Below are 14,052 nucleotides of genomic sequence, written 5' to 3'. Positions count from 1 at the left end.
GGCGAACTATGGTGGAGACCCAGACGCCGGTCACCGAGCTCGCGGGTGAGCTCCAGCGGGTGCTGTCCAAGGTGTTCTCCGTCCTGCGCCGAGGAGATGCCAACCGGGGTACCGAGGGCGGCGATCTGACGCTCGCCCAGCTGTCCATCCTGCTGACGCTGCTCGACTGCGGCCCCATGCGGATGACGGAGTTGGCGGCGCACGAACGCGTCCGGACCCCCACCACCACCGTCGCGATCCGCCGGCTCGAGAAGCTCGGACTGGTCAAACGCTCACGCGACCCCTCGGACCTGCGTGCCGTGCTGGTCGAGGTGACTCCGGAGGGCCTGGTGCAGCACCGCGAGGCACTCGCCACCCGGCGCGCACACCTGAGCACACTGCTGGCCAAGCTCAGTGAGGAAGAGCTGCACACGCTGGCCAGCGCGCTGGCCCCGCTCGAGCGGCTCGCCGACCAGCACGAAGAGAAGAGCTAACCGAGCCAGTCGAGCACCGCGGCCGCGGTCCACGACTGCTGCATGCTGCCCAGCGGTTCCCCGGTGAACGGTTCGTAGTACTCGGCGAACGTTCCGTCGCTGGCCTGCCGCAACCCCTCGTGCCGCAACACCCGGGCCCGTTCAGCCCAGCCGCGGCGGGCGAAACACCAGGCGAACAGCCACGTCATCACCGGCCAGATCGGGCCGCGCCAATATTCGCGCGGCCGGAAATCCCGCGACACCGGCGACGTCGACGGAATGCATGCGTACTTCAGATCCGGGTGCCCGCAGAACCGCGGACCCTCCAGCAGCCGCAGCAACGCCCGCTCCCGGTTGTGCGGCAGCCCGCCGCACAGCAGCGGGGCGAACTGGGCGACGGTCTCGGTGGCCACCCACTTGTCCGCCCGAACATCGAAATCCCTTGCCGCGCCGGTGCGTTGATCCGTCGTCTCGATGACGCCGGCGCGGAACCGCTCGGCCCAGGAGTAGAGGTCACGCACGTCGGCGTTCGGGCGCTTGTAGTCCTCCCCGATCTCGGCCAGCACCTGACAGGCCACCGAGAAGATCGCCGAGACGAACACGTCCTCGACGGCGAAGCTCATCACCTTCGGGAGCAGATGATCGTCGTAGCGGGCGGACTTCATCTCCTCGAGCAGCCACAGATAGCGGTCGTACTCGTGGTCGGACGGCCGCTGGCTGGAGTCGGTGATGATCGCGTTGTCCTCACGCTGGTACTCGGGCACCGCACCGGGAATCACCTTGGCGTAGGCGGCATCCCACCGCGGGGAGTTGTCCATGCCGGACTCCCAGCCGTGGTACAGCGTGATGCGGCCGCGACCGTTCTGGTCCCGGCATTCGGCGAGCCAGCGGTGCCAGCGCACCAGGTCGCCCCAGCGCCGGTCGAGGAACGCCTCGGCCACCGCGCGCGTCGAGCGGCCGCGGGTCCTGGCGTGGTCGAGGATGCGCTGCACCGCGATCGCGTGCACCGGAGGCTGCGTGATGCCCGACGTGTGGCGGGTGCGGGGCGCGTCGGCCGCCAGCGCCGAGCACGCCCACCGCGCCGGGCCGGGGAAGTAGCCGTCGACACCGTTGGCGAACACGATGTGCGGGATCATCCCGTTGCGCCACTGGGCGGACAGCAACGTGTCGAGTTCGACGACCGCGCGCTCGACGCTCAACGGCGCCAGCCCGATCGCCACGAACGCCGCGTCCCAGCTCCACATGTGCGGGTAGAGCAGCGGCGCCGCGGTGGTCATCGCGCCCAGGTCGTTGCCGCGCAGGAGGTACGCGGCGCGGGCCGCGAGTTGCGTGGGCGCGAAGCTGGGATCGTGTGGCATCCGTTCAATCATGCGACGGTTGGGCGTTGCGCGCAGGTCGGTAGGGTTGCGACATGCCGACCGCGATGATCACAGGCGCCGGCCGCGGCCTCGGGGCGGCCGTCGCCACGGCGCTGGCGCCGACCCACACGCTGTTCCTCGCCGGGCGCCCATCGGCGCAGCTCGACGAGGTGGCGCAGCGGCTCGGGGCCACCACGTGGGAGATCGACTTCGACGACATCGACGCGATCCCGGCGGCCGTCGAACCGATCGTCGAACTCGACGTGCTCATCCACAACGCCGGTGTCGCCTATCCGGCGCGGGTCGCCGAGTCGACCGTCGACGAGTGGCGGGCCACCATGAACGTCAACGTGATCGGCGCAGTGGCGCTGACCCTGGCGCTCCTGCCTGCGCTGCGGGCGGCCTCGGACGGTCAGGTGGTGTTCATCAATTCCGGGTCGGGCATCAACGCCTCACCCGGGCTGGCGTCGTATTCGGCGAGCAAGTTCGCGTTGCGGTCGTTCGCCGACTCCCTGCGCAACGACGAGCCCGGGCTGCGGGTCACGTCCGTGCACCCCGGGCGGATCGCCACCGAGATGCAGCAAGATCTGCGGGCCTACGAGGGCCGCGACTACAACCCGACCGACTTCCTGAGCGCCGAGACAGTCGCGCGGGTGACTGCCGACGCGGTCAACGCCCCGCTCGACGCGCACATCCACGAGGTGATCGTCCGCCCGCGCTAGGTGATTTCGGTGTCGTCGGTTGCGGTGAGCGCGACGATCTACACCGAAATCACGGTGCGAAGGGTGGCGATCACCCGTTCGGGATACTCGGTGAGGTCCAGCCAGGTGAACCTCAACACCTGCCAGCCCAGCAGCGTGATGGCGTTCTGCCGGACACGATCGTGGTGGAAATCGCCCGACTCACTGTGGAAAGTCAACCGGATGAAGAGTCGTTCCGCTTCGGAGTGCGCACCGGTGTCGGCCGCCTGCAACAAGATTCGCGCCGCAGGTGAGCCGTAGCGGCCCTTGTTACGTAGGTGTGCGTGCCAGAGTTGGCGGAGCTCCATGTTGTTCTGCAGCGCTCGGTCCATGATCTTGGCGCCGCCGCGGATCCGCACCGCTGCTTCGATGACGGTGAGCGGGACGGCGGTAACCCGAAGGCCGCGCTGCACATCGATGTCGGCGGACTCCAGATCACGCCGGCGAAGCTTGGATCCCGGTCGGCTCCTTCCGCTGCCATTGCGGGGCATGGTCACCTCGACGACATCCGGGGCGAACATCGTCAGGCCGTGCCACCAGGCGGCGGCCAGCCCACTAGCGACGGCGTGGCCGCCGTAACCCCATACCGCCGCGCGCAGGCGCGCCGCGTCGGTGAACGGCCGGTCGTCGACGAAGTACACGCCACGCGAACACCGACGCCACTGACCCGACTTCACTCGCCTGTTCACGGCGTACCGACTGAGCCCGACCTCGAGGGCCTGATCCAGTGTCAAGACGCCATCGTGTCGACGTAGATACTCGTTGAGCACGTCAAAAGGACGCCACCTGGGCTCAACCGGTTCCACATCGGGCGGTTTCGGTGTAGTTGATTGCGGCGAGCGCAACGAACTACACCGAAATCGCTAGATGACGAGGTTGACCAGGCGGCCGGGGACGACGATCACCTTCCTCGGCGTCGCGCCGTTCAGGAACGCTTGCACCTTCTCGTCGGCCAGCGCCGCCGCCTCGAGCGTGCCCTTGTCCGCATCGGCGTCGACGGTGATGCGGCTGCGCACCTTGCCGTTGACCTGCACGGGGTATTCGACGGTGTCGGTCACCAGGTACTGCGGATCGGCCACCGGGAACGGCCCGTGCGCCAGCGACGTGTCGTTGCCCATCCGCCGCCACAGTTCCTCGGCCAGATGCGGGGCCAGCGGGGCGACCATCAGCACCAGCGGTTCGATGGCCGCGCGGGCCGTCACCCCCTCCTTGGTGAGGTGGTTGGTGTACTCGATCAGCTTGGCGGCCGCGGTGTTGTTACGAAGCGCCGCATAGTCTTCCGAGACGCCGGCCACCGTGCGGTGCAACACCCGCAGCGTGTCGGTGTCGAGCGCCTCGTGATTGGCGACGCGCACCGCACCGGTCTGCTCGTCGACCACCAGCCGCCACACCCGCTGCAGGAACCGGTGCGCGCCCACGACATCCTTGGTGGCCCACGGCCGCGACGCCTCCAGCGGGCCCATCGACATCTCGTAGACCCGCAGGGTGTCGGCCCCGTAGTTGTCGCAGATCTCGTCCGGCGAGACCGAGTTCTTCAGGCTCTTGCCGATCTTGCCGAACTCCTGAAAGACCTCGACCTCACCGTCGGGGCCGGGCCAGAAGAACTTCCCGTCCCGCTCGACGACCTCGGCGGCAGGCACATACGACCCGCGCGAATCGGTGTACGCGAACGCCTGGATGTAGCCCTGGTTCACCAGCCGGCGGTAGGGCTCCCGCGAACTCACGTGGCCCAGGTCGTAGAGCACCTTGTGCCAGAACCGCGAATACAGCAGGTGCAGCACCGCGTGCTCCACACCGCCGACGTAGAGGTCCACTCCCCCGGGATCCTGCGGGCCGTGGACGTCGGGCCGCGGGCCCATCCAGTACGCCTCGTTCTCCCTGGCGCACAACGCTTCCTTGTTCAGCGGATCGGTGTAGCGCAGCTCGTACCAGGAGCTGCCCGCCCACTGCGGCATGACGTTGGTGTCACGGGTGTAGGTCTGCAACCCGTCACCGAGATCGAGCTCGACGTGCACCCAGTCGGTGGCCTTGTTCAGCGGCGGATTCGGTTCACTGTCCGCGTCGTCCGGGTCGAACAACACCGGCGAGTAATCCGGCACATCCGGAAGCTCAACGGGCAACGCGGATTCCGGTAACGGATGCGGACGGCCGTCGCTGTCGTAGACGATCGGGAACGGCTCACCCCAGTACCGCTGGCGGGCGAACAACCAGTCGCGCAGCTTGTACTCGACCCGCGCCCGCCCGCGGCCGTCGGCGACCAGCCGCTCGGTGATCGCCGCCTTGGCCGCCGCCACGTCCAACCCGTCGAGGTAGTCGGAGTTGACCAGCTCACCGTCACCGGCGTACGCCGCCTCCGACACATCGCCGCCCGCGATCACCTCGACCACCGGCAGCCCGAATTCCTGTGCGAACTCCCAGTCGCGCTGATCGTGGCCCGGCACCGCCATGATCGCGCCGGTTCCGTACCCGATCAGCACGTAGTCGGCAATGAAGATCGGAACCCGTTGGCCGTTGGCCGGATTGAGGGCGTAAGCGCCCAAGAACGCGCCGGTCTTGGTCTTGTTCTCCTGGCGCTCCAGATCGCTCTTCGCGGCGATCGAGGTGCGGTAGGCCGCGACCGCCTCCCCCGGCGTCGCCGCGCCGAACGTCCAGCGGGTGTCGACGCCGTCGGGCCACTGCGCGGCCGTCAACTGCTCGACGAGCGGATGTTCGGGCGCGAGCACCAGATACGTCGCGCCGAACAGCGTGTCAGGCCGGGTGGTGAACACCTCGATGTCACCGGCGTCAGGGGCCGAAGGCACCCCGAAGAAGACCACGGCGCCGGTCGACCGGCCGATCCAGTTGCGCTGCATCGTCTTGACCTTCTCCGGCCAGTCGAGGACGTCCAGGTCCTCAAGCAGGCGGTCGGAGTAGGCGGTGATGCGCATCATCCACTGGCGCAGACGCTTCCGGAACACCGGGAAGTTGCCGCGGTCGCTGCGGCCGTCGGCGGTGACCTCTTCGTTGGCGAGCACCGTGCCCAGCCCGGGGCACCAGTTGACCATCGAGTCGGCGCGGTACACCAGCCGATAGGAGTCCACGACGTCGGCGCGCTCACCGGCACTCAAGTCCAACCACCGGCGCCCGTCGTCGAGCGCGCGCGCGCCCGATTCGAACTCCGCGACCAGCTCCGCGATCGGGCGGGCCTTCTGCACGTCACGGTCGAACCAGGCGTTGTAGATCTGCAGGAAGATCCACTGCGTCCAGGTGTAGAAGTCGACGTCGGTGGTCGAGAAGCTGCGCCGGGTGTCATGGCCGAGCCCCAGCCGGCCCAGTTGGCGGCGGAAGTTGACGATGTTGGCCTCGGTGCGGATCCGCGGATGCGTGCCGGTCTGCACCGCGTACTGCTCGGCCGGCAGGCCGAACGCGTCGAAACCCAACGCGTGCAACACATTGCGGCCGGTCATGCGGTAGTAGCGGGCGTAGACGTCGGTGGCGATGTAGCCCAGGGGATGCCCGACGTGCAGGCCCTCCCCCGACGGGTACGGGAACATGTCCTGCACGAACATCTTGTCGACCGGCACCACACCGTCCGGCGCCGCCAGCTCACCGACCGGGTTGGGCACGTTGAAGGTGCCGTCGGCCGCCCACGTCTGCTGCCATGTCTGCTCGATCTGCCCCGCGAGCTCTGCGGTGTAGCGGTGCTGCGGGGTGTCGGCATCGGCTGCCCGGTCGGGCTGCGTGGTCGGGGACTCGGTCACGCCAACAGGGTATAAGGAGCGTTTCGGCGGGGCTCGCGGCCGTCTGCGGGCAGCCGCAGGACACGTCTCGGTATCGGTTGCGTTGCGGCGAAGTCAGGGCTTGATCCCAGGTCGGTTCCAGCCCTGGTGACCGCTGTGAGCGCGTGGATACAGTCGGCGCCTGACCTCAGGGGCGTGACGAGCCCCTCACCACGGGAGAAGGACTGCGTCGATGATCGAGAAAGCCCGTCACTGGCGGGTTCTGGCAGGAGGTGTGGCTGCAGGCGTGGCCGGACTGGTCGGCTTCGCCGGTGCGACCGCAACGGCAGAACCCGTCTTCCCACAACCCCCCGTACCCGGTCCGGCCACCGTGGCCGTGGCCCCTGCCACAGTGGCGGCGGTGCCCGAGGCGGTGGCCACCCCCGGCGTCGCCGGCGCGGTCCTCAGCCCCAGCGCCGGAACGGTGCCGGCCGCCATCGCACCGACGGCACCGACCGCACCGACCGCGCCCAGCATCCTGCCCGCCTCGTCCGGGACGATCGCCGAGTTCTTCCGCGCCAAGGGCGTCACCATGCAGCCGCAGGCCGCGCGCGACTTCAAAGCGCTCAACATCACGCTGCCGATGCCCCGCGGCTGGGCCTACATCCCCGACCCCAACGTGCCCGAGGCGTTCGCGGTGATCGCCGACCGGGTCGGCGGCGACGGGCTGTACTCGTCGAACGCGCAGCTCAAGGTGTACAAGCTGCTGGGCGACTTCAACCCCGACGAGGCCATCAGCCACGGTTTCATCGACAGCCAGATGCTGCCGGCGTGGCGGTCCACCGATGCGTCGCTGGCGCCCTACGACGGGATGCCGTCCTCGCTCATCGAGGGCACCTACCGCGAGAACTCGATGACGCTGAACACCTCTCGGCGCCACCTCATCGCCTCCTCCGGGCCCGACCGTTACCTGGTGTCGCTCGCGGTGACGACCACCGTCGAGCAGGCGGTCCCCGCCGCCGACGCCACCGATGCGATCGTCACCGGGTTCAAGGTCAAGTCGCCCACCGCCCAACCGGCGGTCGCGCCCCCGCCGCCGGCGCCCCCGGCTCCGCCCGCGCCCGGGCTGGCACCCCTGCCGGCGCCGCTCGGGCTGCCCTGAGACGTCGTCCCCCGGGCGAAGCCTGGCGCCCGGGGGACGCGCTCGAACCCCGCCTCGTATCCTTGGATCCCATGGTCGTCGCTGCGGTGCTCTGCTTGTGTGCCGCCGTCGCGGTCGGAATCCTCGGGCTGTGGCTGCTGAGCCGGCCCCGTACGGACGACCCCCGGCGGCAGATCCTGCGGGCGGTGGCCCCCACCCAGCTCGCCGCCGCTGTGATGCTGGCGGCCGGCGGCGTGGTCGCCCTGGCGGCGCCGTCGCACACGGGCGTGCTGGCCGTGATCGCCTGTGTTGTCGGCGCCCTGGGCACGGTGGTCGCGGGCTGCTGGCAGAGCGCGAAGGTCGTCGCCCAGGCCGAGGCGGCGACGGTCGCCGACGCCGATTGTGCGGGCGCCTGCGCCAGCTGCGCGCTGTCCTGCCGGTGAGCTAGTTGCGGCTGACGTCGATCGGGTGGGTCGCCAACAACGACAGCGGCAGCGGCTGACGGCGTAGCACCCGCGCCCACAGGTCGACCCGCGGCTCGATGAGCACGTCAGAGGGCAACGCGGACAAGACGATCCAGTCGTCGCGTTCGATCTCACCCTCGAGCTGGCCGATGGTCCAGCCGGAGTATCCGGCGAAAATCCGCACGCCTTCGAGCACCGGGGCCAGCGGTTCGGGATCCGCGTCGAGGTCCACCATCACCATGCGGCCCTGCACGTGCCGCAGCCCCGGGACTCCGGTGGCCTCCACGCCGGCGCGCAGTGTCGCCAGGCACAGCGCGGCATCCCGCTTCACCGGCCCGCCGATGAACATCGTCTTCGGTTTGGCCGCCAGCTTCGCCCACTGGGGCAGCACGTTGTACACGGCGGTTTCGCTCGGCCGGTTCAGCACCACCCCGAGCGTTCCGCCGTCGTTGTGTTCGACGATGTAGATGACGCTGCGCCGGAACGTCGGCTCGAGCAGGTCGGTGTTGGCGAGCAACAGCGTTCCCGCGCGCACCCGCTGCGCCGCGGGCGCGATGAAATCCTCGGGATCCTCTGACTGCGCCACGTTCACCATCATGTCACCGGCATGGTGCCGATGTGGTGGACAAGGTGGGTCCCGCCCGACATTTGTAATGTGGGTGCGGTGCCGTGCACCTCGGCGCCTCTTCGCAAACTCTTGCGCCGGGACAGGACGTGAAAACAAGTGGTTGACGCTCGCGCGCCGAAAGCCGTCTGGCGGTCGGTGCGTGGGCTCCCGGAGTTCTGGCGGCTGCTCGAACTCCGCGCCGTCAGCCAGTTCGGTGACGGCCTGTTCCAGGCCGGACTGGCCGGGGCGATCCTGTTCAACCCCGACCGCGCCGCGGACCCGTGGGCGATCGCCGGATCGTTCGCGGTGCTGTTCCTGCCGTACTCGATACTCGGTCCGTTCGCCGGCGCCCTGCTGGACCGGTGGGACCGGCGGCTGGTGCTGATCGGCGCCAACCTGGCCCGCCTGCTGCTGGTGCTCGGGGTGGCCTCGCTGCTCTCCGGCCGGGCCGGCGACCTGCCGATCCTGTTGGGCGCGTTGGTGGTCAACGGGTTCACCCGCTTCGTCTCCTCAGGGCTCTCGGCGGCGCTGCCGCACGTGGTGCCGCGTGAGCAGGTGGTCGCGATGAACTCCGTGGCGGCCGCGACCGGCGCGGTGGCCGCGTTCCTCGGCGCGAATTTCATGTTGCTGCCGCGCTGGGCGTTCGGCGCCGACGACACCGGTGCCGCGGCGATCATCCTCATCGCCGCGCTGCCGGTGGCGCTGGCGCTGCTGCTGTCGGTGCGGATCGGCCCGCACGTGCTCGGTCCCGACGACAGCGCACGCGCCGTCCACGGTTCGGTCGCCTACGCGGTCGCGACGGGATGGGTGCACGGGGCGCGCACCGTGCTGTCGGTGCGCACGGTCGCGGCCACCCTGGCCGGTCTCAGCGCGCACCGCGTCGTCTTCGGGATCAACACGCTGCTCGTGCTGGTGATGGTGCGCCACAGCGACACCGCGGCCGTCGCCGGACTGGGCACCGCGGTGCTGTTCGTCGCCGCCACGGGCACCGGGTCGTTCCTCGCCACCGTGGCGACCCCGTCGCTGATCACCCGCTGGGGCCGCTACCGCACGGCCAACGGAGCCCTGCTCGCGGCCGCGGCCATCCAGCTCGCGGCGGTGGGGCTCCAGCTGCCCGTGATGGTGGTCAGCGGAGCGCTGCTCGGAGCGGCCGGGCAGGTCGTCAAGCTGTGCGCCGACACCGCGATGCAGATCGACGTCGACGACGCGCTGCGCGGCCACGTCTTCACGGTTCAGGATTCGCTGTTCTGGATGGCGTTCATCGGGGCGATAGCGGCCGCCGCGGTGGTCATACCGGCCGACGGCCGCGCGCCGGGTCTGGCGGCCGCGGGTGTCGGCGTCTACCTCGCCGGGCTGGCGTTGCACGCGGTGCTGGGCCGCAGGCAGGCACGCAACTAGTCTCGGGCCATGGCCTCCGCAGCACCTCTCGTCGCCGACCTGCGGGCGGAGAGCGACGAACTCGATGCGCTGATCGCCGATCTGCCCGACGAGCAGTGGTCGCTGGCGACGCCGGCGCCGGGATGGACGATCGCCCATCAGATCGCGCACCTGCTGTGGACCGACCGGGTCGCGCTGCTATCGGTCACCGACGAGCCCGGCTTCAACGTCGTCCTGGGCCGCGCGGCCGAAGATCCGACGGGTTTCGTCGACCGCGCCGCCGAGGATCTCGCTTCAACCGAGCCGCCGGAGCTGCTCGCGGACTGGCGGGTCACCCGGCGCCTGCTGCACGATGCGCTGCTCACCGTCGAGGACGGCCGCAAGCTGCCGTGGTTCGGGCCGCCGATGAGTGCGCCGTCGATGGCCACCGCCCGGCTGATGGAGACGTGGGCGCACGGACTCGACGTCGCCGATGCGCTCGGTGTGCGCCGCGCACCGACCGCGCGGTTGCGGTCCGTCGCGCACATCGGTGTGCGCACCCGAGACTTCGCCTTCGCCGTCCACGGCCTGCCCGCGCCCACCGCACCGTTTCACGTGGAACTACGCGCACCCGACGGGTCGCTGTGGAGGTGGGGGCCGGCCGACGCCGAACAGCGGGTCACCGGATCCGCCGAGGACTTCTGCCTGCTGGTCACCCAGCGCCGTGCGCGCGCCGAGCTGGATCTGGTTGCCACCGGCCCGGACGCCGAGCGGTGGCTGACCATTGCGCAGGCCTTCGCGGGGCCGCCGGGCAAGGGTCGCGGCTGAACTAACCCCGCTTTCCGTTGCCGTTGCCCTTGCCGTTGTTGTGGCCCGGGCCCTTCTCCGGCTTCTTCATCTCGTTCTTCGGTGGCGCCACCGGCTGCGGTTGCTCGACGACCGGAGCCATCGTCGGTGGCGGTGGCGGTGTGGGCGGGGGCGGTGGTGTCGTCGGCGGCAGTGGAGGCGGCACGGGGGCGCTGGTGCTCACGGGCTTCTGGGCGGGTGCGGGCGAGAACGGATCCATCGCCAACGCGACAACCGCGACCGCGAAGGCGGCCAGCACCGCGGCGGCGCCCGCCACCGCGCGGGCGCGCGGCGAGCGGCTCGAGCGCTTTGGCACACCGGCCGTGGGTGTGGCGAACGTCCGGGTGATCGGCGGGCCGACCGGGGCGGTGATCGGCTGCATGACCGGCATGGCGACCGGCATGGCGACCGGCGTGGTGAACAGCGCGCCGGGGTCGCCCGCGAGGGCGGAGCGCATCTGTTTGGCGCCGGCGAAACGCTGCCGCGGATCCCGGGTCATCGCCCGGTCGATCACGCCGGCGAGGACGGAATCGACGTCGGCGCGCAACGCGGCCACCGGTGGCGGCGGGTCGTCCACGATGGCGCGGGCCACCGCAGCGGGGTTGTCCTGCGGGAAGGCCCGCCGTCCGAGCAGCGCCTCGTAGGCCATCACACCGACGGCGTAGAGATCGTCGGCGACCGACGCCGGCGCCCCCATGACCCGTTCGGGACTCATGTACGCCAGGGTTCCGACGAGCTGACCGGTCAGCGTGAGCGCGGCACCGCCGGTCTTGGCGATGCCGAAGTCGGCCACCTTGAGGCTGTTGGCGTCGGCCGAGAGCAAGATGTTGCCCGGTTTGATGTCGCGGTGCAGCACGCCGGCCGCATGGGCGACCTCCAGGGCCGCCAGCACCTCGTCGAGCATGGCCCGCACCTGCGCCGGTGACAGCGGTCCCTCGTCGATCACGTCGCCGAGGGTGCGGCCCGGCAGCCGCTCCATCACGATGAACGGCGTGCCGTCGTCCTCGCCGTAGTCGTGCACGGCGACGATGTTCGGGTGCGTGAGTGCGGCCGCCGAACGCGCTTCCGCCTCGAAGCGGCCGCGCACATCCGGCTGAGCCCGCAGGGACGGATGCAGCAGCTTGACCGCGACCGCACGGTCCAGGCGCGTGTCCCAAGCGTCGCGGACCTCCGCCATTCCGCCAAGGCCCAGCGTGTCGCGCAGTTCGTAGCGGCCGACGAGCATTTCGTGGCCGGTCATGGCAGAAGCGGTAGCCCGATTTACCCCGCCGTAAACCGTATGGCGGACAGAGGGGTCACATCTCGGCGGCCGAATCGGCGCGCCCGTCGGCGTCGCCGTCGGACAACCTCACGTCCCATCGGCCGTCGCGGTCGGTGTCGACATGCGCGGTGTCACCGCTGAACGCCCGGTCGGCCAGCCCGTCCCCGTCGCTGTCGACGAGCCTGTCGTCGGCCTGCCCGTCGGCGTCGAGATCGACGATCGGCCCACCTGTCTGCTCGACGCCGTCGAGGCCGAACCAGCGCACCTGGCCGGTGCGGTCGACGCTGAGCATCCAGGTGCCCGATCCGTCGTCGCTGAAGAACGCCTCGGTGACGTCGTCGTCGTCGAGGTCGCGCGCGGCCAGTTCGGCCAGCCCGTCACCGTCGTGGTCGGCCAGCGCATCGTCGATGCGGCCGTCTCCGTCGAGGTCGAGACCGACCGCGTCGAACACCCCGTCGGCGTCGGTGTCGACGTCCGGTTCAGCGGTCCACATCGTGGTCGATCCCTCCGCGTCGCCCAGGCAGTACTCCATACGCATTCAGACGCCGGGCGGCCGGGCCAGGTTCCCTTCGCCGGTGGCGCGCACGCTCGGCACGGCGCGAAGGTGCGCAGGCGCAGAGCGCGGGGCGGCGTGTCGCGGAGCAGACACGCACGCTCGCGGAACGAGGCGGGCTACTGCTTGGCGTTCCACCACTTCATCAGTTCGTCGACCGCCTCGTCGTGCGACATCGGGCCGCGGTCGAGGCGCAGTTCCTTCAGATACCGCCACGCCTCCCCCACCTGCGGACCCGCGGGGATGCCGAGCAGCGTCATGATCTCGTTGCCGTCGAGGTCGGGCCGCACCCGCTGCAGATCCTCCTGCGCGGCCAGTTCGGTGATCCGCCGCTCGAGATCGTCGTAGTTGGCCTGCAGTCGCGCGGCGCGCCGCTTGTTGCGGGTCGTGCAGTCCGCGCGCACCAACTTGTGCAGCCGCGACAGCAGCGGGCCGGCGTCGGTGACGTAGCGGCGCACCGCCGAATCCGTCCACTTGCCGTCGCCGTAGCCGTGGAACCGCAGGTGCAGGAACACCAGCTGCGAGACGTCCTCGACCATCTGCTTGGAGTACTTGAGCGCGCGCATCCGCTTGCGGACCATCTTCGCGCCGACGACCTCGTGGTGGTGGAAGCTCACCCCGCCGTCGGGTTCGTGGCGCCGCGTCGCCGGTTTGCCGATGTCGTGCAGCAGCGCCGCCCACCGCAACACCAGATCGGGCCCGTCGTCCTCGAGGTCGATCGCCTGGCGCAGCACGGTCAGCGAATGCCAGTAGACGTCCTTGTGCTGGTGGTGCTCGTCGATGGCCATCCGCATACCACCGACCTCCGGCAGCACGACGTCACCGAGCCCGGTCTGCACCATCAGGTCGATACCGACCACCGGGTCTGCGCCCAGGAGCAGCTTGTCCAGCTCCACGGCCACCCGCTCGACGGTGATCCGCGACAACTGCGCGGCCATCGCGGTCATCGCGGCCAGCACCCGCGGCGCCACCTGGAACTGCAGCTGCGAGGTGAAGCGGGCCGCCCGCAGCATCCGCAGCGGATCGTCACCGAACGACACCTCGGGCGCCGACGGGGTGTCGAGCGTCCTGGCACGCAGCGCGGCCAGACCGCCCAGCGGGTCGTGGAATGCGCCGAGCCCGTCGGCGGTGATCGCCACCGCCATCGCGTTGACGGTGAAGTCGCGGCGCACCAGATCGTCCTCGAGCCGGTCGCCGTACCGCACCTGTGGGTTGCGCGACACCTGGTCGTAACTGTCGGCACGGAACGTCGTGATCTCCAGGCGGTGGTCACGCTTGCCGACGCCGATGGTGCCGAACTCGATACCGGTGTCCCACAGCGCGTCGGCCCACGGACGCAGGAATGCCTGCATCTGTTCGGGCCGCGCATCGGTGGTGAAGTCGAGGTCGGGGCTCGGCCGCCCCAGCAGCGCATCGCGGACACTTCCGCCGACCAGATAGAGCTGATGACCGGCCGCGGCGAACACCGCCCCGATGTCGCGCAGGAGGTCGCCGTCGCGGTTGAGTGCCACCGCGGCGCGCGCCAGTAGTTCGGCGTCGGCTCCTGCGTCGTGGTCGTGGTCGGACACGTTCGTTG

General features: G+C 70.1%; 13 protein-coding genes. 6 read left to right on the top strand and 7 right to left on the bottom strand.

The features are described from left to right. The first annotated feature begins 8 nt into the window (after positions 1–8). Entirely contained in the window at positions 9–473 is a 465-nt protein-coding gene (locus tag G6N30_RS20980; protein ID WP_134058848.1) for a MarR family winged helix-turn-helix transcriptional regulator, read from the top strand. Here the strand turns inward: G6N30_RS20980 and ggh are convergent. Then, on the bottom strand, positions 470–1,810 hold the full coding sequence (gene ggh / locus G6N30_RS20975) for a glucosylglycerate hydrolase (RefSeq protein ID WP_134058845.1): 1,341 nt from the start codon (positions 1,808–1,810) through the stop codon (positions 470–472). The genes G6N30_RS20980 and ggh overlap by 4 nt on opposite strands. Positions 1,811–1,863: 53 nt before the next feature. Between ggh and G6N30_RS20970 the strand changes: the two genes are divergently transcribed. Further along, positions 1,864–2,532, top strand: coding sequence for an SDR family oxidoreductase (locus tag G6N30_RS20970; protein WP_134058842.1), 669 nt, complete (start codon positions 1,864–1,866; stop codon positions 2,530–2,532). 38 nt (positions 2,533–2,570) lie between these two features. Here the strand turns inward: G6N30_RS20970 and G6N30_RS20965 are convergent, their stop codons facing one another. Together G6N30_RS20965 and leuS are read right to left on the bottom strand one after the other, a co-directional pair. Then, positions 2,571–3,320 carry a type IV toxin-antitoxin system AbiEi family antitoxin domain-containing protein gene (locus tag G6N30_RS20965; protein WP_134058839.1) on the bottom strand — a complete coding sequence of 250 codons (750 nt, stop codon included), beginning with the start codon at positions 3,318–3,320 and terminating at the stop codon, positions 2,571–2,573. A 93-nt stretch (positions 3,321–3,413) separates the two neighbouring features. Continuing rightward, entirely contained in the window at positions 3,414–6,290 is a 2,877-nt protein-coding gene (gene leuS / locus G6N30_RS20960) for a leucine--tRNA ligase (RefSeq protein ID WP_134058837.1), read from the bottom strand. Positions 6,291–6,501: 211 nt separating this feature from the next. Between leuS and G6N30_RS20955 the strand changes: the two genes are divergently transcribed. Together G6N30_RS20955 and G6N30_RS20950 are read left to right on the top strand one after the other, a co-directional pair. After that, entirely contained in the window at positions 6,502–7,410 is a 909-nt protein-coding gene (locus tag G6N30_RS20955) for an LpqN/LpqT family lipoprotein (RefSeq protein WP_134058834.1), read from the top strand. Between the two features lie 71 nt (positions 7,411–7,481). After that, positions 7,482–7,832, top strand: coding sequence for a hypothetical protein (locus G6N30_RS20950; RefSeq protein ID WP_134058831.1), 351 nt, complete (start codon positions 7,482–7,484; stop codon positions 7,830–7,832). A 1-nt stretch (position 7,833) separates the two neighbouring features. Here the strand turns inward: G6N30_RS20950 and G6N30_RS20945 are convergent, their stop codons facing one another. Further along, entirely contained in the window at positions 7,834–8,448 is a 615-nt protein-coding gene (locus tag G6N30_RS20945) for a YqgE/AlgH family protein (protein ID WP_179965652.1), read from the bottom strand. A gap of 129 nt (positions 8,449–8,577) precedes the next feature. Between G6N30_RS20945 and G6N30_RS20940 the strand changes: the two genes are divergently transcribed. After that, on the top strand, positions 8,578–9,858 hold the full coding sequence (locus G6N30_RS20940; RefSeq protein WP_134058824.1) for an MFS transporter: 1,281 nt from the start codon (positions 8,578–8,580) through the stop codon (positions 9,856–9,858). Between the two features lie 9 nt (positions 9,859–9,867). Then, complete coding sequence (locus G6N30_RS20935; RefSeq protein WP_134058821.1) at positions 9,868–10,644, top strand: TIGR03084 family metal-binding protein; 777 nt, start codon at positions 9,868–9,870, stop codon at positions 10,642–10,644. Position 10,645: 1 nt separating this feature from the next. On the opposite strand, the gene G6N30_RS20930 is transcribed toward G6N30_RS20935, so the two are convergent. The 3 genes from G6N30_RS20930 to G6N30_RS20920 form a co-directional block, all read right to left on the bottom strand. After that, positions 10,646–11,902 carry a serine/threonine-protein kinase gene (locus G6N30_RS20930; protein WP_134058818.1) on the bottom strand — a complete coding sequence of 419 codons (1,257 nt, stop codon included), beginning with the start codon at positions 11,900–11,902 and terminating at the stop codon, positions 10,646–10,648. Positions 11,903–11,957: 55 nt separating this feature from the next. Further along, positions 11,958–12,455 carry a pullulanase gene (locus tag G6N30_RS20925; protein WP_134059299.1) on the bottom strand — a complete coding sequence of 166 codons (498 nt, stop codon included), beginning with the start codon at positions 12,453–12,455 and terminating at the stop codon, positions 11,958–11,960. Positions 12,456–12,595: 140 nt separating this feature from the next. Beyond that, positions 12,596–14,044 (bottom strand): CCA tRNA nucleotidyltransferase, encoded by a 1,449-nt coding sequence (locus G6N30_RS20920; protein WP_134058815.1) that lies wholly within the window; start codon positions 14,042–14,044, stop codon positions 12,596–12,598. Between the last annotated feature and the right edge of the window lie 8 nt (positions 14,045–14,052).

The sequence above is a fragment of the Mycolicibacterium litorale genome (genome assembly GCF_010731695.1).
In the GTDB taxonomy this organism is placed as follows: Bacteria; Actinomycetota; Actinomycetes; order Mycobacteriales; family Mycobacteriaceae; genus Mycobacterium; species Mycobacterium litorale.
The sequence above is the reverse complement of the archived record's forward strand: the minus strand, read 5'-3'. Positions and strand labels throughout refer to the sequence as shown.

Coding starts and splice junctions, on each gene's coding strand:
- G6N30_RS20945 (WP_179965652.1), bottom strand. CDS start 8,448: ATGGTGAACGTGGCGCAGTCAGAGGATCCCGAGGATTTCATCGCGCCC.
- G6N30_RS20950 (WP_134058831.1), top strand. CDS start 7,482: ATGGTCGTCGCTGCGGTGCTCTGCTTGTGTGCCGCCGTCGCGGTCGGA.
- G6N30_RS20980 (WP_134058848.1), top strand. CDS start 9: ATGGTGGAGACCCAGACGCCGGTCACCGAGCTCGCGGGTGAGCTCCAG.
- G6N30_RS20955 (WP_134058834.1), top strand. CDS start 6,502: ATGATCGAGAAAGCCCGTCACTGGCGGGTTCTGGCAGGAGGTGTGGCT.
- G6N30_RS20970 (WP_134058842.1), top strand. CDS start 1,864: ATGCCGACCGCGATGATCACAGGCGCCGGCCGCGGCCTCGGGGCGGCC.
- ggh (WP_134058845.1), bottom strand. CDS start 1,810: ATGCCACACGATCCCAGCTTCGCGCCCACGCAACTCGCGGCCCGCGCC.
- G6N30_RS20935 (WP_134058821.1), top strand. CDS start 9,868: ATGGCCTCCGCAGCACCTCTCGTCGCCGACCTGCGGGCGGAGAGCGAC.
- G6N30_RS20930 (WP_134058818.1), bottom strand. CDS start 11,902: ATGACCGGCCACGAAATGCTCGTCGGCCGCTACGAACTGCGCGACACG.
- G6N30_RS20925 (WP_134059299.1), bottom strand. CDS start 12,455: ATGGAGTACTGCCTGGGCGACGCGGAGGGATCGACCACGATGTGGACC.